The sequence below is a fragment of the Acidobacteriota bacterium genome (assembly GCA_040754075.1).
Taxonomy (GTDB): domain Bacteria; phylum Acidobacteriota; class Blastocatellia; order UBA7656; family UBA7656; genus JBFMDH01.
Map to the genome: position 1 here is coordinate 55,201 of JBFMDH010000028.1, position 21,751 is coordinate 76,951.

Annotated in this window: 14 protein-coding genes; 11 read left to right on the forward strand and 3 right to left on the reverse strand. The window is 50.6% G+C overall.

Going from position 1 to position 21,751, the window contains the following annotated elements; translation table 11 throughout:
• Window positions 1–37 precede the first annotated feature (37 nt).
• Window positions 38–445 carry an ATP synthase F1 subunit epsilon gene (gene atpC / locus AB1757_24045; protein MEW6130129.1) on the forward strand — a complete coding sequence of 136 codons (408 nt, stop codon included), beginning with the start codon at window positions 38–40 and terminating at the stop codon, window positions 443–445.
• Between the two features lie 191 nt (window positions 446–636).
• Complete coding sequence (locus tag AB1757_24050; GenBank protein ID MEW6130130.1) at window positions 637–1,413, forward strand: SDR family NAD(P)-dependent oxidoreductase; 777 nt, start codon at window positions 637–639, stop codon at window positions 1,411–1,413.
• Between the two features lie 95 nt (window positions 1,414–1,508).
• Here the strand turns inward: AB1757_24050 and AB1757_24055 are convergent, their stop codons facing one another.
• The gene (locus AB1757_24055) at window positions 1,509–2,558 is read right to left on the reverse strand and encodes a dipeptide ABC transporter ATP-binding protein (protein MEW6130131.1); all 1,050 of its coding nucleotides are present in this window, start codon (window positions 2,556–2,558) and stop codon (window positions 1,509–1,511) included.
• Window positions 2,559–2,735: 177 nt separating this feature from the next.
• Here AB1757_24055 and AB1757_24060 point away from each other — a divergent pair, with 177 nt between their 5' ends.
• The 7 genes from AB1757_24060 to AB1757_24090 all read left to right on the forward strand — a co-directional run bounded on the left by AB1757_24060 (window position 2,736) and on the right by AB1757_24090 (window position 12,794).
• Entirely contained in the window at window positions 2,736–3,803 is a 1,068-nt protein-coding gene (locus tag AB1757_24060) for a diacylglycerol kinase family protein (GenBank protein MEW6130132.1), read from the forward strand.
• Between the two features lie 92 nt (window positions 3,804–3,895).
• Complete coding sequence (locus AB1757_24065) at window positions 3,896–5,152, forward strand: tetratricopeptide repeat protein (protein MEW6130133.1); 1,257 nt, start codon at window positions 3,896–3,898, stop codon at window positions 5,150–5,152.
• 334 nt (window positions 5,153–5,486) lie between these two features.
• The gene (locus AB1757_24070) at window positions 5,487–7,850 is read left to right on the forward strand and encodes a glycoside hydrolase family 3 N-terminal domain-containing protein (protein ID MEW6130134.1); all 2,364 of its coding nucleotides are present in this window, start codon (window positions 5,487–5,489) and stop codon (window positions 7,848–7,850) included.
• Between the two features lie 336 nt (window positions 7,851–8,186).
• Window positions 8,187–8,912, forward strand: a complete 726-nt coding sequence (locus AB1757_24075) for an OmpA family protein (protein ID MEW6130135.1) — start codon at window positions 8,187–8,189, stop codon at window positions 8,910–8,912.
• A 323-nt stretch (window positions 8,913–9,235) separates the two neighbouring features.
• Window positions 9,236–9,673: an NUDIX hydrolase gene (locus AB1757_24080; protein ID MEW6130136.1), complete on the forward strand. Its 438-nt coding sequence runs from the start codon at window positions 9,236–9,238 to the stop codon at window positions 9,671–9,673.
• 46 nt (window positions 9,674–9,719) lie between these two features.
• Complete coding sequence (locus AB1757_24085) at window positions 9,720–10,187, forward strand: tRNA (cytidine(34)-2'-O)-methyltransferase (protein ID MEW6130137.1); 468 nt, start codon at window positions 9,720–9,722, stop codon at window positions 10,185–10,187.
• Window positions 10,188–10,274: 87 nt separating this feature from the next.
• Window positions 10,275–12,794 carry a DUF2339 domain-containing protein gene (locus AB1757_24090; GenBank protein MEW6130138.1) on the forward strand — a complete coding sequence of 840 codons (2,520 nt, stop codon included), beginning with the start codon at window positions 10,275–10,277 and terminating at the stop codon, window positions 12,792–12,794.
• Window positions 12,795–12,887: 93 nt separating this feature from the next.
• Here the strand turns inward: AB1757_24090 and AB1757_24095 are convergent, their stop codons facing one another.
• Together AB1757_24095 and AB1757_24100 are read right to left on the reverse strand one after the other, a co-directional pair.
• On the reverse strand, window positions 12,888–16,178 hold the full coding sequence (locus tag AB1757_24095) for a fused MFS/spermidine synthase (protein ID MEW6130139.1): 3,291 nt from the start codon (window positions 16,176–16,178) through the stop codon (window positions 12,888–12,890).
• 219 nt (window positions 16,179–16,397) lie between these two features.
• On the reverse strand, window positions 16,398–17,090 hold the full coding sequence (locus AB1757_24100) for a glycosyltransferase family 2 protein (GenBank protein ID MEW6130140.1): 693 nt from the start codon (window positions 17,088–17,090) through the stop codon (window positions 16,398–16,400).
• 338 nt (window positions 17,091–17,428) lie between these two features.
• On the opposite strand from AB1757_24100, the gene AB1757_24105 reads away from it, so the two are divergent.
• Window positions 17,429–20,605: a putative Ig domain-containing protein gene (locus AB1757_24105; GenBank protein MEW6130141.1), complete on the forward strand. Its 3,177-nt coding sequence runs from the start codon at window positions 17,429–17,431 to the stop codon at window positions 20,603–20,605.
• A 279-nt stretch (window positions 20,606–20,884) separates the two neighbouring features.
• On the forward strand, window positions 20,885–21,739 hold the full coding sequence (locus tag AB1757_24110; protein MEW6130142.1) for an amidohydrolase family protein: 855 nt from the start codon (window positions 20,885–20,887) through the stop codon (window positions 21,737–21,739).
• The last annotated feature ends 12 nt before the right edge of the window (window positions 21,740–21,751 follow it).

The window sequence follows — 21,751 nt, forward strand, 5'->3', positions numbered from 1 at the left end:
CGCGGCGCGGACAGAAAAATGAGAAGGTGAAAAACAGATGATACGTCTTGAAGTGGTAACGCCGGAGCGTAAGGTTTTCGATGAAGATATTGACAGTGTGGAAGTGCCGGGGCTTGATGGCGAACTCGGCATTCTGCCCGGACATACGGAACTGGTGTCGATGCTCAAACCCGCAGGGCTGTTGATCTATCACAAAGGCGATCATGCCGGAAAGATGGTCATTAGCGGCGGCTATGTCGAAGTTGGACCAAAACTCGTCACCGTGCTTGCCGATTCAGCCGTAACCCCCGAAGAGATTGATTTGGCGCAAGCGATTGCCGAACGCGAACACGCCGAAAAACTGTTGCAACAGGCGATGACCGATACCTCGCAACACAACCTTGATGAAGCCCTGGCGAAACTCGAACGCGCCAACCTCGAAAAACAACTGGCTGAAGCAAAATAATTTTCCGTTCGCAAAACTCTACAACTCACAAAGACTTTCCAAAGGTCATTCGTCCGTTTGAGAAACTGTTGATTGAAGCGTCGCGCCTGCGCGTCCAGAGGTAAGCATCTGCGCCGATGATGAAAGACGGCAATCACTTTCTCAATTCAGTTTTTGAATTTGCATCGCAGAAAACGCAAGAGGGGGAACCGATGAATGAAACCGGGCGTTTTGCCAGTTATCCAAGTCTCAAAGATAAAGTTGTACTGGTGACCGGCGGCGGTTCAGGTATCGGCGCTGCAATCGTCGAACATTTCGTTTTGCAAGGCGCAAAGGTCGCGTTTCTCGATATTGCCGCTGAAGACGCCAACGCGCTGGTCAGTGATTTAGCTTCGCGCTGCGCCCTTCCGCCAATATTTTTGCAATGTGATGTGACAGACATTGCTGCTTTACAGAATGCGATAAAACAAGTCACCACGCGGCTGGGCAATGTCAACGTGCTGGTAAACAATGCCGCAAGCGATGACCGTCACAATTTCGCGGAAGTGACCGAAGCTTACTGGGATAATCGCCTCGCGGTAAATTTGCGCCATCAGTTTTTCGCCATTCAAACGGTCGCGCCGATGATGATGGCAGCGGGCGGCGGTTCGATTATCAACCTGAGTTCGATTGCCTGGAAAATTCCTTCAACCGGATTGCCGGTTTATGTGACCGCGAAAGCCGCGATTGTCGGACTCACGCGCGCGATGGCAAAAGAGTTGGGCGCAGCCAACATTCGCGTCAATTGCGTTTTGCCCGGGGCGATTTTCACTGAGCGGCAGAAGCGTTTATGGATGACCGAAGACTATGTAGCCGAAATCATGAATGCCCAATGCTTGAAGCGCCAACTCCTGCCCGAAGATGTTGCAAGGCTTGTGTTGTTTCTTGCTGCTGATGACAGCTCGGCGATTACCAATCAAAGTTATGTAATTGACGGCGGCTGGGTGTGAAGTTATTGATTCAATCAATCTGTGCTTCAAACGTTTGCCTTAAAAATAATCAGAATATTTGCAAAGCCCTGCGAGGCTTATGAATTTGTAATTCTCTACGAAATTCTTCCCGCCGATATATCTGTGTGAATGCAGGCGACGCGATGACCTTTGTAAATTTCAACAAGCGGTGGTTTCGCGGTTTTGCATTCGTCTGTGGCAATCGGGCAGCGCGTGTGAAAACGACAACCTGCGGGCGGGTTGATTGGCGTCGGCACATCGCCCCGCAATTTTTCGCGCTCGCGTTTGGCTCTCGGTTTAGCAATCGGAATTGCCGCGAGCAAAGCCTGGGTGTAAGGGTGTAGCGGGCGCGCATAAATTTCATCGGTATCAGCCTCTTCGACAATTTCACCGAGATACATCACCGCCACCTGGTCTGAAATATGTTTAACGACGGCAAGGTCATGGGCGATGAACAGATAGGTGAGGTTGAATTTCTGTTGTAGTTCACGAAGCAGATTTAAAATCTGCGCTTGAATGGAAACGTCGAGCGCCGACACCGCTTCGTCACAAACAATGAATTTCGGTTGCAGCGTCAAAGCGCGCGCGATGCCGATGCGTTGGCGTTGCCCGCCGGAAAATTCATGTGGATAGCGATTGGCGTATTCCGGTCTGAGTCCCACGAGTTGCAAAAGTTCCGCGACCTGCTGTTTCGCCGATTGTTTATTCGATGTTCCATTTGCTGATGCGACGGATGAACTTGCATCACGTTTGTCATTCACCAAACTCGATTCGATGCCATGCGCCAACAAGGGTTCTTCAAGCATACTGCCAACCGTCATGCGCGGATTTAGAGAGCCATACGGGTCTTGAAAGATAATCTGCATGTCGCGCCGGAGTTTGCGCAACTCACTGGCATTTAAATTAAAAACTTCCTGCCCATCGAAAACCACGCGCCCCGAGGTTGGCTCAATCAATCGTAAAATCGTCCGTCCCGCAGTGGTCTTGCCGCAACCCGATTCGCCGACGAGTCCAAGCGTTCGTCCGCGTTCGATGGAAAACGAAATGCCATCAACGGCGCGCACCACGCCGATGGTTTGTGGAATGATGCCTTTGCGAATCGGATAGTGTTTGACGAGATTTTCAACCGTGAGCAGTTCATTCATAACCTGTGAGCAAGGTAACACAGCCCATCGGTGGCAGCAACAAACAAAATTTATACGCCAAGTGTCGGGGAATTATTGCGCTTGGAGTTGGAATAGTTTGGAAAAAAGCCCGATTTTTCAGCAGTTAGGGTGAACTTTCGGCTGGCATCAGAGTTGCTCTTAGCTATCATGTTCGCCATGACCTACAGAAAGGCAACGATAATTTACAATCCCATGTCCGGGCGAAAAGGCAAACGAACCGAGAAAGCCAAAGAGATGGTGCGGCTTTTGGAAACGCGCGGCATTCAGGCGGAAGCCTGTGCCACGACCGCGCCGCACGATGCCACGCGCCTTGCCCGCGAAGCGATTGCCAACGGCGCGAACCTCATCATCAGTTATGGCGGCGACGGAACCTTGAACGAAGTGATTCAACCGATGGTCGGCACCGATGTCGCGCTTGCGGTATGGGCAGGTGGCACGGCAAATGTCGTAGCGAAAGATTTACATCTGCCGAAAAACAGCGAACGTCTTGCGGATGTCATCGCCGCCGGAAAGACCAGACGCATCGCTTTAGGGTGCGCTTCGCGCAGTCAGGAGTCAGGAGTCTGGAGTCGAGAGTCTGGTGTTCGGTGTCCGGCGTCCGATGCCTTTGACAATGAACCTGGTGTGCAAAAAGTCGAATCCGATTCGGCGATTGACCAGCAAAGCGATTTACGGCAACCAGATATTTCAAACAACGGACTCCAGACTCCAGACTCCAAACTCCAGACTCTTAAAAGATATTTTTTCATGTTCGCGGGTATCGGGCTTGATGCTTCGATTTCGCGGGGCGTGAATGCGAAACTTAAACGCAAGACCGGTGAATTTGCCTTCTGGGTGTCCGGCATTAAGCATCTCTTTGCCTGGGATGCCCCGGTATTCGATGTTCAGGTTGATGGTCAAAAATATCAGAGCGCCTTTACCCTGGTCGGCAAAGGTAAAGGATATGGCGGCGGCATCAAAATGGCGAAGAACGCCAAACTCGAACAGCCCGAATTTGAACTGTTCATCTTGCCGCGCCACAAAAGAAACATTGTTTATTTGATTGATTTATTGAAAGGCTTTTTAGGCAAGCCCGAACGTTCGAGCGCAACCATTCTTTGCGCCAAACGCATCAAGGTCAATTCCGATAAGGAAATTTGGGTTGAGCTTGATGGCGAACTCGCGGGCACCTTGCCGATGACCTTTGAAGCCGTGCCTGATGCGTTATCGGTTATCGTGCCGTGAAGGTTTATTTTCCGCTTTGCCAGACAGCGAAGATTGAACGAAAATAAAAGGTACGGGCAGCCATAACGCAAAGATATTTTGGAGGTAGTTTTATGCGTTCCCTGCTTTTATTTATTCTCATTCTCACTCTTCCGGCTTTGAGCCTTGCTCAATCAACCCCTGTGCAGGCTGCTGTGGAACCGAATGCGGGAGCGGCGACTGCGTCGGCTGCATCAACCGCTGCCGAATTTGATCGCCTGCGATTTTCGGGTAACGATGCGGTTTACAATATGGATTACAAGTTTGCCGCAAACACCTTTCAACAGATGGTCAAACTCATACCTGACCACCCTGCCGGATATATTTATCTCGCCAACAATATGTGGTTGGAATGGTTGAATGCCAACCGGCGATTGAGCACCTCGCTTTATTCGGGCGGCTCTTTTTACAATCAGGACGCCGAGGAGGATAAATTCGACCCCAAACGCGATAAAGAATTCCAGGATTTAATCAAGAAAGCCATTGAGGTCGCAAAAGCGCGGCTCGCTGCCAATCCTAAAGATGTCGAGGCGCTCTATTATCAAGGTGCGGCGCAAGGGCTGCGCGCCGCTTATACGGTTACGGTCAAGCGCAGTTTTCGTAAAGCCATCGGTGATGCCAATGGTTCCGTGAAAATTCAAAAGCAGGTCGTCAAACTCGACCCCAATTACACGGACGCTTATCTGAGCATAGGGGTTTATGAGTACACGGTTGATAATCTGTCATTTTTCTGGCGGACGCTGGCGCGCGTCGTCGGCATTCGCGGCTCCAAGAAAAAAGGTATCGAATATCTGGAATCGGTCACGCAGAAAGGCAAATTCACCGCCGATGATGCGCGGGTGGTTTTAATCGGAGTTTACAGTCGCGAAAAACAACCGGAAAAATCGCTGGAGTTGATTAGTTATTTATCAAAGAAATATCCCCGCAATTATCTCTTCGGTATTGAACGCGCCACCATGCTCTATCAACGAAATCGCGGCGCGGAAGGCGCGCAGGTCTTTTCCGAATTGCTCAAAGATGAGCGCACGGCTTCACTGGTAACCGATTTGATTAATTATCAATGGGCGGAATCATTGATGAAAACCGGCGAAACTGCCGCCGCCGTTGACCATTACAAAGAGGTGATTAAATGGGCGAAATCCGAAAAATCGCTGGTCTCGCAAGCGCATCTGCGGTTGGGGCAGGCACTCGACACGCTCGGCAAACGCGATGAAGCGGTTGCTCAGTATCAAACCGTTTTAAAACGCGAAAATATTTTCGATTCGCATAAACAGGCAAAAGCCTATATCGAGAAACCTTTTGTTGATGAAGCCGCGAAGCGCAAAAGTTGAGCGCAAATAATCTATGGGCAGGCGCAACCCTGCCCACATCTCCTTTCACCCACCGACCAATTATTGCTGCTGTGATTGCCTCCGTAGCTAAAATTCTGCTACTTGCCAATTGCCCTTGATTGATGTCTAATAATCGCACGGTCCCGACATCTCTAATCCTTTAAAACGATTAAACAAACATCAGGTAACGGATAAAAAATTGTTCAAGCATCAGGGGTAAAGCCTGCGAAATAAATTTTGTGATAGCCCGCTGGCAACCTGCGGGCAAAATGTTTGATTGTTCCGGCTAAACGGTTCCGACAAAACTTTCATTTCTAAGGATGAGTTTATCTCTATGAGAAAGCTGTCGGTTGTTCTGCTTCTTTTATTCATCTGCTCCCAGACCTTCAACCTTCAATCAGTCGCATTCAATTCCGATTCTTCGGATTCCACTTCGTTGCTATTAATCAATGGCAAAGACCCTGTAAATGAAGACCTGTTGGATAGCCAGGCGTTTTTTGAAAAAGCCAGTCAAGCGCCGCGTCCTTCAGCGGCTATCAATGCAAAGGTCGAAGTCTTGCTGAGAAAGATGACGCTCGAAGAAAAAGTCGGGCAGATGACGCAACTTGAAATCGGCATGATTTGCGATGGCAGCAATCAGGATTTACGCATCAATCCTGAGAAGTTGGAAAAGGCGATTGTCAAATACGGCGTCGGTTCGATTTTGAACGTCAGCGGCGAAGCCTTGACCGTGGATAAATGGCACGAAATTATCGGACAGATTCAGGAAGCCGCGAAAAAAACGCGATTGAAAATCCCGGTCATCTACGGCATTGATTCGGTTCACGGTTTGAATTACGCGCAAGGCTCGACGCTCTTTCCACAAAATACGGGAATGGCGGCGACCTGGAATCCGGCTTTGATGATGCGGACTTCGGAAATCACCGCAATGGAAACCCGCGCCAGCGCCATTCCCTGGAATTTCGCGCCGGTGCTTGATTTGGGCAGACAGGTGATCTGGCCCCGTTACTATGAAACCTTTGGTGAAGACCCCTATCTCGCAAAGGTGATGGGCGTCGCATCGGTGCGCGGTTACGAAGGCGCGAACGTCGCCGCGCCGAATAAAGTCGCTGCCTGTTTGAAACATTACCTGGGTTATAGCTTCCCTTTGAGTGGCAAAGACCGCACGCCCGCCTGGATTCCCGAAAATTATTTGCGCGAATATTTTCTGCCGCCTTTTCAGGCAGCGGTTGCCGCTGGCGCGCGTTCCGTGATGGTCAACTCTGCGGAAATCAACGGCGTGCCTGTGCATGCCAGCAAACATATTTTGACGGATATTTTGCGCACCGAACTTGGTTTCAAAGGTTTGGTGGTAAGCGATTGGGAAGATATAAAAAAAATGGTTACGCAACACGGCGTAGCGGCTTCGGAAAAAGAAGCGACCCGCATGGCAATTATGGCTGGCATAGATATGAGTATGGTGCCCGGCAGTTACAGTTTCAGCGACCACTTGATGGCGCTTGTCAAAGAAGGCGCAGTACCGATGACGCGCATTGATGAAGCGGTGCGACGGGTGTTGTATTTGAAATTCGATCTTGGACTTTTTGAAAAGCCGATGCCCGATGCGTCTTTGAAAGCGAAATTCGGTTCGGTTGAATCGCGAGCCGTGAGTTTGCAGGCGGCGCGCGAATCTTTGACGTTACTTAAAAACGATAAAAATATTTTGCCGCTCGCAAAAAATACGAAGGTGTTGGTCGCAGGTCCCACCGCCGATTCGCTCAGTTCGCTCAACAATGGTTGGACGTATGTCTGGCAGGGGACAAATGAAAATCTCTATCCCAAAGACCGCGCCACGATTCTTGCAGCTATCAAAGCGAAGGTCGGTAGTAACAATGTGAATTTCGTGCAAGGCGCATCGCTTGAGAAAGCAGAAAATGTCGCGGCAGCCACACAGGCGGCGCGGGATGCAGATGTTGTGGTGCTCTGTCTTGGCGAAGGCGCGTATGCAGAAACGCCCGGAAACATTGATGATTTAACCTTGCCCGAAGCGCAATTGGAACTTGCCGAAGCGGTCGCCGCCACCGGCAAGCCCGTCGTCCTGGTTTTAGCCGAAGGTCGCCCGCGCGTCATCAGTCGCATCGCCGACAAAATGACTGCCGTTTTAATGGCTTACAATCCGAGCAACGAAGGCGGTCAGGCGATTGCCGATGTACTATTCGGCGATTTCAACCCTTGCGGCAAATTGCCCTTCACCTATCCGCGTCATCCCAACGCCTTGCTTGCCTATGACCACAAAATCTGGGAAGACGGCGCGACCAGTTTCGGCTACACGGCATTCAAACCGCAGTGGAATTTCGGCGATGGCATGAGCTACACAACATTCGCTTATAGCGATTTGCGACTCGATAAAAAGACGGTTGGTTTAAATGGCGCAATCAACGTCAGCGTCAAAGTCACCAACACCGGCAATCGCCCAGGCAAAGAAGCGGTGTTGCTGTATGTGCGCGATGTGGTGGCTTCGATCACCCCGCCCGGCAAACGCCTCAAACGCTTTGCGAAAATTTATCTCGAACCGGGGAGTAGCAAAACCCTCAGTTTCACTTTGAAGCGCGATGATTTTTCGTTCATCGCGGCGAACAATAAACCGACGGTTGAACCCGGCGATTTTGAAGTAATGGCCGGCGCGTTGAAAGAGAAATTCACCCTGCTTGCGAAATGAACTTGAAATGAGTCAGTACCACCTGTGTGAGCGGGCGTGACAAGCTCACGAATGCAGCCATTGAATCTTCCGCTTACGCAGGCGGTACTGACAGGCGTTCATTCCTTGCTCGTAATCCCGCTTTTAACGATACGGTCATCTTGACTGACTGAGAAATAGTTTCTACCGGAAACAAGAGGAAAAACTTACATAGCTGCCTTGTAATCTTTACCCAAAAATCCTTCCCCGAATCGGCGATAAATTCGCCCGCCCTTGATTTTTAACTAACTTATGCGGTTGCAGTTTACGGCACATCTGTTGCACTAAAGCGGGGCGCAAAGAGGAGTAAAGCACTCAATGAAAACACCTATCCTAACGATCATTGCTCTGAGCGTTTTTATAATTTTTGCAACGAGCGCCTGCGCTACCCGCAAGTATGCCCGCAACCGCGTCAACGAGCGCGTTGCCCCCCTTGAACAGCGCACAGGCGAGTTGGAAGAAACCTCTCGGCGCAACACCCAGGATATTGCCGGTCTGACCAACAGTGTCAAAGATGTCAGCGGTCGGGTTGACCGCGCCCAGGCGCAAGCTGATACCGCTCTGGCTCGCGCCGATGCCGCCAACAACCGCGCTGGCGTCGTTGAACAGTCAATGACCGATTTACGCGAAAATCTTGATAAATTCACCTTGCAGAACTCCGCAACCGTAAATTTTAAAGTCGATAGCGCGGAACTCAATCCCGAAGCCCAGTTAGCTCTCGATCAACTGGCTGGGCAGATTAAAGACCGCAACAATTTTATTCTCGAAATTCAGGGCTTTGCCGATGCCCAAGGCTCTGAAAGCTATAATCATCAACTGACCCAGAAACGCGCCGAAAGCGTGCGTCGCTATTTAGCCGAACACCATAATATCTCGCTGCATCGCATGCACGTTTTGGGGTTTGGCAAAGTTCGTCCTGTCGCTGATAACACTACGGTTGAGGGCCGTGCAATGAATCGTCGTGTGGAGATTCATTTATTGAGCCGAACCATTAATAACAATGCACCTTCGACAACCTCGAAAGCGCAAGGCTCAAAGTCATAGCTTATTGAATTCTCCTCTCTGCTAAACGCAGCCCCCGGAGGAGCAAAAGGGCGAGTCACGAGGCTTGCCCTTCTGACTCATCACTTTTTATTTTCAAGTGAGGTACTTTTGAAATGATGAGACCGATGATTAATGCAGAATCGCTTAAAAATGAAGAAAAGGGGCTGTATGCTGCGGCATCTGAACTCAGCAAACTGAATTATACAATTGTTATTCTGTGCCTGTTATGTTTGGTCGCCGTCTTTTTGCAGTTTGCTTATTTTAGCAAGTTTCCCTCTTTCTAAGACTATTTTTCCTGACTCCTTTCGTGGATAATCCGTAGCATGAAAAAACAGCATTGCTACGATTATCCACGTCCCTCTGTTACCGTCGATATTGTCCTGTTTCATGAATCACAAAATGGTTTAGAACTGCTGCTCATCAAACGTCGTCACGACCCATACGCTGACCTCTGGGCGCTGCCGGGCGGATTCGTAGATGAGCATGAATCACTCGAAACTGCCGCCGCCCGTGAACTGGTGGAAGAAACCGGTCTGCGCCGCGCCCGGTTCATACAGGTTGGCGCATTCGGCGACCCCGGACGCGACCCGCGCGGTCATACCGTAAGCATTGCTTTCACCGCACAACTGAAAAGCAAACCGCAAGTTCAAGGTTCAGACGATGCCAAAGACGCCGCCTGGCACCCGGTCAATCGTTTGCCGAAACTCGCCTTCGACCACAAAAAAATCATCCGCGCCGCGCTTGAGAAAATTAAATCGTAGTTAAACTAATGATGACCAGTAACCAATGGCAAAGGACGAATGACCAATGACGAAATCCCAACTTCATGTCGCCTTGATTGAGCCGGAGATTCCGCCGAATACCGGCAATATTGCAAGGCTCTGCGCGGCGACCTTCACGCCTTTGCATCTCGTAGGCAAACTCGGATTTCGCATTGATGACAAAGCCGTCAAACGCGCCGGACTCGATTACTGGGACGAAGTCGAAATCCATCGCCACCTGCACCTCGAAGCCCTCTATGAAGCCTTGCCCGCGAGTCGCTTTCTCTATCTTTCAACCAAAGGCGAACATTGTTATAGCGATTTCAAATTTCAACCAAACGATTGTTTGATTTTCGGGCGCGAAACCCGCGGACTTCCCGAAGATTTATTGCAAGCGAACTGGGAGAGATGTTTGACGATTCCCATGCCTAACCCTAATGTGCGCTCGCTCAATCTCGCCACTTCCGTTGGCATTGTGCTTTACGAAGCCCTCAGACAAATAAGAAAATATTAAACGCAGGTCAGACGCAAATTCGCATTCCGTCATCTAACGCCGCTAACCAGCGTGTGTTAGAATCGGCGACCGAATCAAGGAGACCTTATGGATGATGATAAGCCGATTAATCAGCCCGAAGACCATTCCGACCAAAGCCGCAATGACGGCGCAATGCAAAAACAGCTTCAGGAAGTTCTCACCCGAATGGATTATATGGAGCGCGTGCTGCGCGATCAGTTGGCGCGAATCTATCAAATTGAACTAAGGCTTGGCGTAACGCCTGACCTCACACATTCGTTACAAAAGCCACAGCGGTCGCCTGAACGTTATCAACCGCCCGCGCCAATGCCAACCGTTGAACAACCGCCAAGACCCGCGAGCCAAGGCGCAACCCCGGTTCAACCGCCAAGACCGCAACAACCATTTTCACCACCGGTCGCGCCGCCTGTAAGACCGCAAGGGGCAAATCAATGGCAAACGGCAAGACCTGCTCAACCACCGTTTGGCAAGTATGCGCCGCAGCCCGAAGCGCACAAAAAAACCGGCGAACTCGAAGCCCGCATTGGCGGCAGTTGGTTGCAAATCATCGGACTCATCGCCATCACTTTCGCTGTCGCTTTTTTCTTAAAGTACGCTTTTGATAAAGGCTGGATTACCCCGCTTTATCGCGTGTTGACCGGCGCAGTCATCGGTGTGGGTTTTCTCGCGATGGGCGAACGCCTGCGAAAAAAATATGCGGGCTATGCCTATGGGCTAACGGGCGGCGGCATCTTGATTCTGTATTTGACGGCGTGGGCTTCGTTTCGTCTCTACAATCTGTTTCCGCAACCTGTGGTCTTCGCTACGATGGCTTTCATCACCATTGCCGCATCTGTGCTCGCGGCGCGCTATAACGCTTTGCTGATTGCCGTGCTCGGTTTAATCGGCGGATTTTTGACGCCCATTTTGCTTTCGACCGGCGTTGATAACGAAGTCGGACTATTTAGCTATATCGCTTTGCTGGATGCAGGCGTGCTTGCTCTGGCATTCACCAAACAATGGCGCAGTTTGAACTATATGGCATTTGCCGCGACGGGACTCCTGGTGCTGGCGTGGATGAATGAGTGGTATGACGCATCGAAGTTATGGCCGACACTTTTCTTTCTCACGTTGTTTTTCATGATTTTTGCGTTGCTGGCGATTCTCTATAACGTCATCAATCATCATCCGACCCGTTGGTTAGACCTGGCGATGGTGTTTACCAACGCGCTTGCCTATTTCGGATTGAGTTACGCTTTGTTGAACGAATCGGCGCACCGCAACAAATATCACGCTTATCTTGGCGGCTTTGCGGTATTGATGTCGCTGTTTTATGGCGGGCTTGGCTATTTCACCAACAAACGCGACCACGAAGACCGCTTGTTGATTTACACCTTCGCAGGGCTTGCGGTTCTGTTTTTAGTGCTTGCCGTGCCGATTCAATTCGACCAGCAATGGGTGACTATGGCATGGGCGATTGAAGGCGCGATAATGACCTGGGTTGGTTTACGGGTCAAAGATAAAACCTCGCTTTACGCAGCGCTGATTTTATTCGTTATTGCGGCATTTCATTGGATAGTTATAGATGTGCCGGATTTCGCTTATCAAGCGGATAAAGTCTTTCGTCCGCTTTGGAATCCGCGCGCCTTGTCAGCCGCAGTTTTAATTGCGGCATTGATTGCCAGCGTGCAATTTTTCAAGCGTCTGGGCGAACATATTGCCGAAGACGAGCGGTCGCTTTTCCATGACCTTTATGTGCTTGGCGCAAACCTCTTCGCAATAACTTTATTAAGCCTCGATGCCAGCAGCTACTTTGAACAAAAGAAGGCGCTCGCAACCCTTGCCACAGATGTTATCAGCGATAACTGGCGCATACTGGATGACACCAAACAACTCACGCTCGCCGTGCTCTGGTCGTTTTACGGAATGGTGGCTTTATTTGTTGGCGTGAAGCGGAATGTGAAAGTGATTCGTTATGCCGCGTTGCTTTTATTGCTATCCATCACGACGATAAAAATATTACGAGATGCAACGATTTATTATGATGCCAACTGGCACACGCTGTTGGTGAATCAAACCTTTGCGTCGTTTGCCTTGGTTATTCTGACTTTGGCAATCGGCGCGTGGCTCTACTCAAATTCGCAAGCGATTGACGAAAGCGAACGACGACTGGTTATTCCTTTACTGGTGATTGCGGCAAACGTGCTGGCGGTGATTGCCCTGAGTGTTGAAGCCTTCGGTTATTTCGAGCGCATTATCGCGTCGCCGGATTTTGATTCCGAAAGTTGGCGCGATTATCGCTTGATGCAACAACTTTCGCTGTCGGTCATCTGGACAATCTATAGCGGCGTGTTGCTCACCATCGGCATTTTAAAACGTCAGGTGTTATTGAGAATGATGGCGCTGATTTTATTGAGCCTGACAATTCTCAAAGTGTTTTTCGTAGACCTCGCGGCGCTCGATAAAATCTATCGCATCATTTCCTTTACAGTGCTGGGCGTCATCCTGCTTGCCGTGTCGTTTCTGTATCAACGTTTCCGCTTTCTCTTTTTCGATGAAAAGAAGGAAGCCGAAAAAGATGCGGCGACCCCAATCAAGGAAGTTTAACTTTTTAAAGGTGGAGAGAGATTACGGAATAAACGGAAAAAGAAACTGCAAAAATTTTCCGTTTATTCCGTAGTTTGTTTTTTTTAGGTTGATTTATCGCGGCAAGTAACGTTCATACAATTCAAACTCAGCGTCCGCCAAATCAAATTCTTCCAGGCGACGATAAGCTTTGCTCAAATAATAATGCGACATCGGATGCTGCGGGTTAATCGTCAGGGCGCGTTTAAGCGAAGCAACAGCTTTGCGCGTCAAGGCGTCATCAAGCGAACGCTCGGCGAGAATTTCATAAGCCGCGCCGAGTTGAAAATGGCCTTCGCCGTCCGCAGGCGCAAGTCTGGTGTATTGTTCAAACATCTCCGCCGCTTCCTGATAGAGTCCAAGCGATGTGAGCGCAGTGCCAAAATTCAAATAGAAGGTTGGAATGCTGCGCGCATATTTTACATCCGGCAGCGCTTTACGATATTCAATCACCGCACTGGTATTGTCATTGGAGGCTTGAAAGGCAAGACCACGCAAATGGTGAGCGCGGGCATTTGACGGATCGCTTTTCAGCGCCCGGTCAAGATAAGGCGCAGAACGCGGCGCATCCTGTTTGGTCAAATAAAACTTGCCGAGATTGACCAACGAATAAAAATGATTGGGGTCAAGTTGCAGCGCCGCTTTCCATTCATCAATCGCGCCGTTTTCATCGCCGCGCGCAAATCGCAATTCGCCGAGAACGCTGCGCGCTTCGGCGGTTTCATTAATCTCCAGCGCGTAATTCACCAGTTGTTCGGCGCGTCCACGGTCTTCGCGCTTGACCGCGCCAAGCGTCGTTTCAACCAGAAACGCATCGTCTTTTTTATCAAGCCTGCCTTCGGCATATTTCAAAGGCGAAGCGGCAAAGGCGAGTAATTCTTTGACATTTTTTTCAACTGTCTCTTCGGTAGTGCCGACGCGACGCGGGGCGCTGAATTCAATCAACGCATTGTTATCGGTGTTGATTTTTGCGCCCGCCGAAAATTTGGCAACTTCATCGCTGCCCAAATAAAACCGCGACATCACATCGCTCACGGCAATGGTGTTGATGCGTCGGAGTTCTGCGGCGATTTGCGGATTTTCAAAATGCGAATTGATGACCGACAAATCCAACTTCTTTTCGCTCTTGCTGCCCAGTAACATCAAATCGCCTTCCGCGCCGCGAAACAGATAGACATTTGGAAATGCCGCTCTGAAAGTCGCCACCAGGGTTTTTACATCTTCCGGGTGCATTTCATAAATCTGCAACCACTGACAGAACACCCCGTCATCGGTTAAACGGTCTGCGCCGCGTTTGAAATACTCCAGCGTGAAGAGATTGGCAATGCCTGTCAGCCAGGGGTTGGACGGCTCGGAAACGATGACATCGAATTTTTCGCTGGTCGTAAAAATAAAATTGCGCCCGTCATTGGAAATCATTCTCAGGCGTTCATCTTCGAGCGGGCGATTGTTCACATCATTGAATTGTTCGGATGCCTCAACAACGGCGGGTTCGAGTTCAACACAGGTGACCCGTCGAATCGGGAACTGTTCGATGGAACCGAGGGTGACGCCGCTTCCCAGTCCTATCAATAACACTTCATCGGTTTTATCGCGCACCAACAATGGCATCGCGCCAATCAATACCTGGGTTGGCATATCGCCGGTGGTTGAAGCTTCGGGTTTGCCGTTGACCTTGAGCACACGGTCTTTGCCGATTTGTTGCACCGCAACCGTCGCGGTGATGCCTTCTTTGTAAAAGATGGTTTCGCCCTGACCTTTTTTCACATATTCCAGAAAATCGGCGCGGGTGAATTTATTCATCGAAGGCGCGTAACGATACACGGCAGACGACATGATGTCGGAATTCCACGGCAAATCGGCAAGCGCGACCGCCGCCATCAACATGATGCAGGTGAATACGCCGGCAAGTTGCGGAATGGCAAATCGCAATGCGCCGGGTTTGGTATAAGGCGATTGGCGTTTAATGAAAAAGAGCGCCGTGGCAATGACGAAATTCAAGGCGATGCAGACTTTTAAACTGCCAAGCAGACCAAGCGACGGAATCATGATGAAGCCGCTTACGAATGACCCGGCGATTGACCCAAGCGTATTTGATGAATAAGCGTTGCCCACCAGCCTGCCGGTTGATTTTTCATTTGAAGAAACGATTTTGACGACCAATGGAAAGAGCGCGCCAAGCAGCAAGGTGGGCACAATCATCACCGACGCGGCAATTAAAAACCGCGCCAACAGCAACACCCCTATCGAAGACGATGCAAACGAGTGATGCAGGCGAACAAAGGTGAACGGCAGTTCATTAAACAAATAAGCGCCCGCAAATGACGTGAGTCCGACACCGAGTTCGATGAGCGCAAAAGCGAAGATATGATTTTTAATGCGGTCAACGAATCGCGAAATGATCGCCGCGCCAAGCGCCAAGCCAATCAAAAAGGTCGCCAGCATAATGCTGAAGGCATAAACCGAGGAGCCGATGATTAAAGCCAGAATGCGGCTCCAGATGACTTCGTAACAAAGCGCGATAAATCCGCTCAAAGCAAACGACGCGAGCACGATGACAATCGCGGTTGAGGAATACTGTGGCGCGAAAAGGGCTGCTGTAGCCCATTTCGGGTTGCGGCGTTTTTTGCGCGACTGATTTTTAGGTTTTTCATCAGCGGGAGTATCCGCTTCCTTTTCGATGGCAACCTGCGAATCGGTCTCTGCGGTTGATTCGTAGCGTTTTGAAAAGTTGAGCGCCACAAAACCGAGCGCGATGTTGATTGCCGCGGCAATAAACGTCGCCATCCGCATCCCGAGCGCCGGAATAAGCACAAAGCCGGTTGCCGATGCGCCGAGCACTGCGCCAAAGGTGTTCAAGGTGTAAAGGGTGCCGACGTGCAAGCCGATGCGCCTGCGTTCGCGCGCATAATAGCTCGCTAAAATCGGCAGGGTCGCGCCCATCAGCGCGGTCGGTACAATCAACACTGACGCGGCGAATAAAAATCGCACGATGCTTAAAAAGAAAAACGACAGTTGCAGGATGCGCCAGATGGGTTGATAGATTGAAGGAAGCGCAGCGAAGATAAACGGCACCGCAAGCCCGTATATGCCGATGCCGATTTCAAGCAGGGCGTAAAGTTTGAGCGGGTGTTTAACGATTTCCGAACGCCGTCCGAAATAATAACTGCCAAGCGCAAGCCCGCCCATAAAGGCTGTGAGTACGGTGCTCACTGCGAAAGTGGTTGCGCCGAAGACGAGGACGAGTTCGCGCACCCAGATGACTTGATAGACCAGTCCGCTAAAACCCGAAGCGAAAAAACAGATGAGAATGGCTCGCGCTACGTTTGCTCGATGATTAACGGTTCCAACTTCAGATAAATCCATGAGGTCAACGCTGCTTTGAGAAGATGAATACAGTGTTCCAGACCGCCACCTCTTGTGAGCGCCCGTCACCGGACTGAAACACCTGTCGGGCTGGGACATCAGAGAATTGCACACTCTGTTCTGAGAGCCATTTTATTGTGACAAAATTTTGCAGGGCGTGACAAGCGAATGTTGATTTGCAGAGATAATTTTCAACCAGAAATTAACGATCACACCGTTTTAATTTTTCACCGCATATTTCAAAATGCACCACAGGGCTTTGACGCCGTCTTTCCAGCCGATTTTTTTGCCTTCTTCATAGGTGCGCCCGTGATAGGAAATGCCCACTTCGTAAATTCTCAAGCCTCTAATCTTGGCAATCTTGGCGGTGACTTCCGGCTCAAAGCCGAAACGGTTCTGTTCCAGTTTGAGCGATTGAATCACTTCGCGGCGAAACACTTTATAACAGGTCTCCATATCCGTGAGATTCAAATTGGTAAACATATTCGAGAGCAAGGTGAGAAACTGGTTGCCCACCGAATGCCAGAAAAACAGAATGCGCCGCTCTCTGGTTGTCAAAAATCGCGAACCGTAAACCACATCAGCTTTGTCTTCGATAAGCGGGTTCAGCAAGATGGGATATTCGACCGGGTCGTATTCCAAATCGGCATCCTGCACGATGACATAATCGCCCGTCGCGTTTTGAAAACCGACGCGCAAGGCTGCGCCTTTGCCGCAATTTTTCGACTGATAAAATACCCGCACATTGTCATAATGTTTTTCGAGTTGCGGCAGCATATCGCGCGTGCCGTCGGTTGAAAAATCATCAATGATTAAAATTTCTTTCGGCACCTCAACCGCCTGTACGCGCTCGACCAGTGCAGCGATGGTCGCCTTTTCATTAAACACAGGAATCACTACTGAAAGTTTCATAGGCGTTTTCTGGGGATGTTGCGTCTTCAAAGTCGCGGGGCTTGGAAGCAAGCCTATGGTAAACGTCGAAAGTCGCAGAGTCAATAAAAACGCGCTTTGATTGACACACCTTCAAATCAGGCAGTAAGCTTTTTGCCGCAATAAGCAAGCCGTTTCATAAGCGCCTCGTACTCCCACAACTAAAAAAATCCGGCTTATGAAAACGCTTGCAGTTGACGCCGCAGGATAAGTCCCAAAGTTAGATTTTCCCCACGAAATCCGACTGTTTACACACATTGCAGGAATAGCCTTATTCAACACCCCTGAAATGTCAGTTTGCCCGCCCAAGCGGAGGCTTTATGAAACGTCTGTCTGGTGTTTGCGGATTTCGAGCCATTTTATTCATTGCCATTTTACTTACTGCGTCGTCTGCGTTTGCCACCACGGTGAGAATTCCCAGAGACGAAGAACTGGCGCTCGGCGCGCGCGCCATCGTTCGCGGCAAAATCCTCGCCGTTGAATGCGCGATGGATAACCAACGCATTTATACCTACATCACCCTGCGCATTCAGGAAGTTTTAAAAGGTCAGTTCACAACCCGTAAAATCGTTATCAAAGAAGAAGGCGGCCAGTACGGCAGTCTCGGCAGTGTGACCTGGGGCACGCCGCAATTTACCCCTGATGAACAGGTGCTGGTTTATTTGACGACCAGAAGCGACGGCAGCCTCCGCGTGTACGATATGTTCCTCGGCAAATACAACATCATCGCAGATGAAGCCACAAACAAACTCTTTGTCTCGCGTGCCGCCCCCGATGAAAATGTTGTGGTGTTAAATTCGCAAACCGCGCCCGGTGAAATCACCGAACGCATGGAACTTGCGCAATACACCGCGATGGTGCGCGAAAAAGTTGAACTGACAAGCGAACGCTTCGCGCAGTTTGAAGAAACCTATTTTCGCAACCAACCGATTGTCACAGAGCCTGCCGAATACGCCAGGCAAAAATCGCGCGGCGGCATTCAACCGCAATTTCGTTTCCTGCGCGCTTCGCAACCTTCACGGTGGTTTGAACCCGACAGCAATCAAGCCATCAGTTTTACCGTCAACCTTGACGGCGCGCCCAATCCGCAAGTCGTTGATGACATCGTCGCATCGATGAATGCCTGGTCGAGCATTTCCGGTTCGGCAATTCGCGTCACTTACGCTGGCACGACAAGCGATTGTTACCCGCACGGCACAGGCAATACGATGGTGTTTAATAACTGTGACAATGCTTTTGCGCAAACGCCCGACTGCGCCACCATCATCGCGCTTGGCAGCATCAACTGGGATACCAGTCGCACACGTCTGGTCAACGGTGTGACGTTTGCGCAAATTTATCAGGGGCACATTTCATTCAATCCCTATTCAGCCTGTAGCTACGACAATCATTGCAACATTCAGGAAATCGCCACGCATGAACTCGGACACACCTTGGGACTCGGACATTCGCAAGACCCTGCGGCGACCATGGCTGGCACAGCGCATTTCGATGGGCGATGCGCCACCGTAAAAGACGATGACAAAGCCGGTATGCGATTCATCTATCCGGCTGACGGAACGGTGGGCAGTCAACTGAGAATTTTCACCGAAGCTCTGCCCGATGCTTACATCGGCACAACTTATGAATACACCTTGATGGCGGGCGGCGGGGTTCCGAATTTCAACTGGAGCCTGGTTGCGGGTTCCGGCAGTTTGCCAGGCGGTTTCGTGTTGTTGCCAAGCGGACTGATTCGCGGGACGCCGCTTGCAAGCGGGAGTTTTACCTTCACGGTGCGCGTCATTGATGCAACACAGGCGACCGCCGAAAAGTCTTTTACGCTGGTCATTGCTGCCGAACAATCGGCATACAATGCGCAATTCGTTTCGCAAAATGTTGCAACCACCGTACAGGCAGGACAGACCTTCAGCGCCAATCTCAAATGGAACAACACAGGCACTGAGGCTTGGGATGGCTTCAACGGTTGCAGACTCGCGGCGATGAACCCCGCGGGCAATACCACCTGGGGCGGCGATAGCATTTCGCTCATCGGCTTTCGCGTTGAAGCAGGCAGGCAACTCGACATCACCTTTACGGCGCGCGCGCCACAACAGGGCGGCACCTACAATTTTCAATGGCAACTCTATCAGGAAGGCGTTGGCGCGTTCGGGCAACTCTCTACTAATTTGCAAATCACCGTCATTGGCGCAAGCAACCCGCCTTCGATTACAAGTTTGTCGTCATATGATGCGACCGTTGGCGCGTCGTTCAATCAACAACTCGCGGCGACCGGCGGACAAACGCCTTACACCTGGTCAATCGTTTCGGGAAGTTTACCCGCAGGGTTATCTTTGAACACAACGACTGGCTTGATTGCCGGAACGCCGAGCGCGATTGGCGGCGCGACCTTCACCGCGCAAGTGACAGACGCCGCTTCGCGCACTGCGCAAAAGCAAATCACCATCAATGTGAGAGCCGTAGGACTTGACATCACCACGGCGTCATTTCCAACCGCAACCACGGGTGTGAGTTTTAACGCGCCGCTTACCGCAACCGGCGGCGCTGCGCCTTACAGTTGGGGCATTGCCAGCGGCAGTGTGCCCACAGGCATCACGCTTAATCCAACGACCGGTATGTTGTCGGGCACGCCGACAAGCGTTGGCAATTTTCTGTTCGTTGTGCAGGTGCGCGATTCGCAATCGCTCACTGCACAAAAATCTTTAAGCATTACCGTCAACCCGCCGCCGCTTGAACTGACGACCACAACCTTGCCGACGAATACGCTGGTGCGCGCAAATTACAATACGCAATTTGCAGCAACCGGTGGGCAAGCGCCCTACACGTGGGCGATTGTTGCGGGCGCTTTGCCGGAAGGATTGACGCTCAATGCCGCGACCGGTGCGCTGACGGGAGCCGCGACCGCCACCGGCACTTTTAATTTTACGATTGAAGTACGCGATACGGGTTCGCGCACCGCGCGAAAAGATTTCGTTATCAATATCGTCAATGTGCCACTCGCGCTTGAAAAAACTTCCGCGAGTTTTGAAGTCATGAAAGGTGTGGCGTTTTCTTATCTGGTGAAGGTGACGGGCGGCGTCGCGCCCTACACCTGGAACTTTACGCAAGGCGGTTTGCCCGTAGGGTTATCTTTGAATGCCAACACCGGACTGATCACCGGCACGCCGACAAGCGTAGGCACATTCGATATGGTCATCAGTGTGCGCGACCAGAAACCGGAAATCATTACGACGAGTTTGCGAATTCAAGTGATTGACCCGAATTCGATTGCGCTGATTACGCGAACTAAATACAAACCCGCGAAACGGATGTTGCAGATATTCGGCGAACGCTTTGACGCGGCGGCAATCGTTTTGGTTGATGGCGCGCAAGTCAATGCGAAATTGAATGACGGCATTTTCGTTTTGAAACGTTATCCGCTTGCTGCGGGCAATCATCAAGTCGTCATTATCAACCCCGACAGCATCGCGTCACAGGCTTTCGTCTTCCGCATAGAGTAATTCAGATAAACGGCGCGCCCCTGCCTCCGAGTTGAGTTACTGTCGCTCAAGAGGGATGAATCGGGCGCGCCGTTTTATCGCCACAGGTTTATCGGCTATCCGTTGCCATCGCGCTTTCCGCTCTCTTGCAACTTTCTCTCTACATTTTACCCATAAAAATGATGCCTTCTGATTATTGCCCGGAATAATTCAAACCTGAACTATAGATAAGTGGAGAAAGTTATACGCAAGGAATATAACCGATAAATTTGTCATCGTCTTCATCAAGAGGTTAGAGAAATGCCGGAAAAAACAGGCGCAATAGATTTCATGTATTACGTCGCCACCCGCGAATTTATGCAGCAGTGGGACACAGCCAAAGAGGGCGAACTCATTTGCCGCATGGAAAAAGCCATCGGCGGATTGCCACGTTATGAAAGCATCGAAACCATGCTGCAACTCATGGACGAAGCGAATGTCGAACGGGTTTTCATTACCCAGTGCAAAATGTGGTCGTACTGGCGCAAGTGGATGTACATGGATACGCAGTTGGAAGATGTGTTGCAGTACACCCAAAAATACCCGAAACGCTTTGTCGGTCTGGCAGGCTACAATCCGTTTCGCATCAAAGAGAGCCTCCGCGAAATCGAACTGGCGGTCACCAAATACGATTTCAAAGGCGTCTATGTGCATATTTATGGATTCGATATTCCGCTCGACGACCGCAAGATGTATCCCCTTTATGCGAAGTGCGAAGAGTTGGATGTGCCGGTTTCCATGCAGGTCGGTCATGTGCTTGAAGCCATGCCGAGTGATTGCGGGCGACCGATTCATCTCGACCGCATCGCCTGCGACTTTCCGAATTTGAAAATCGTTGGCGCGCATACGGGTTGGCCCTGGGTCGATGAACTGATTTCGGTTTGTTACAAGTGGGAAAACGTCTGGTTCGGGGTTGATGCCTGGTCGCCGAAATATCTGTCGCCGCAAATCATTCAATTCATCAGCAGCCGTCTGGGACGCGACCGCTCGGTCTGGGGAACGAATGGGTTGCCGTGGAAAGAGACGCTCGCGCAACTCGATGAACTGGGATTGAAAGAAGAAGTCAAACGCAAACTGCTGCGCGAGAATGCCATTGAACTTTTCAAACTCGCGTAAAGCGACACAAAA

What these genes read in the sequence shown, in the direction of transcription:
- AB1757_24080 (MEW6130136.1), top strand. Translation starts at nt 9,236, where the DNA reads ATGAAAAAACAGCATTGCTACGATTATCCACGTCCCTCTGTTACCGTC.
- atpC (MEW6130129.1), top strand. Translation starts at nt 38, where the DNA reads ATGATACGTCTTGAAGTGGTAACGCCGGAGCGTAAGGTTTTCGATGAA.
- AB1757_24095 (MEW6130139.1), bottom strand. Translation starts at nt 16,178, where the DNA reads ATGGATTTATCTGAAGTTGGAACCGTTAATCATCGAGCAAACGTAGCG.
- AB1757_24065 (MEW6130133.1), top strand. Translation starts at nt 3,896, where the DNA reads ATGCGTTCCCTGCTTTTATTTATTCTCATTCTCACTCTTCCGGCTTTG.
- AB1757_24050 (MEW6130130.1), top strand. Translation starts at nt 637, where the DNA reads ATGAATGAAACCGGGCGTTTTGCCAGTTATCCAAGTCTCAAAGATAAA.
- AB1757_24060 (MEW6130132.1), top strand. Translation starts at nt 2,736, where the DNA reads ATGACCTACAGAAAGGCAACGATAATTTACAATCCCATGTCCGGGCGA.
- AB1757_24090 (MEW6130138.1), top strand. Translation starts at nt 10,275, where the DNA reads ATGGATGATGATAAGCCGATTAATCAGCCCGAAGACCATTCCGACCAA.
- AB1757_24075 (MEW6130135.1), top strand. Translation starts at nt 8,187, where the DNA reads ATGAAAACACCTATCCTAACGATCATTGCTCTGAGCGTTTTTATAATT.
- AB1757_24085 (MEW6130137.1), top strand. Translation starts at nt 9,720, where the DNA reads ATGACGAAATCCCAACTTCATGTCGCCTTGATTGAGCCGGAGATTCCG.
- AB1757_24070 (MEW6130134.1), top strand. Translation starts at nt 5,487, where the DNA reads ATGAGAAAGCTGTCGGTTGTTCTGCTTCTTTTATTCATCTGCTCCCAG.
- AB1757_24110 (MEW6130142.1), top strand. Translation starts at nt 20,885, where the DNA reads ATGCCGGAAAAAACAGGCGCAATAGATTTCATGTATTACGTCGCCACC.
- AB1757_24105 (MEW6130141.1), top strand. Translation starts at nt 17,429, where the DNA reads ATGAAACGTCTGTCTGGTGTTTGCGGATTTCGAGCCATTTTATTCATT.
- AB1757_24055 (MEW6130131.1), bottom strand. Translation starts at nt 2,558, where the DNA reads ATGAATGAACTGCTCACGGTTGAAAATCTCGTCAAACACTATCCGATT.
- AB1757_24100 (MEW6130140.1), bottom strand. Translation starts at nt 17,090, where the DNA reads ATGAAACTTTCAGTAGTGATTCCTGTGTTTAATGAAAAGGCGACCATC.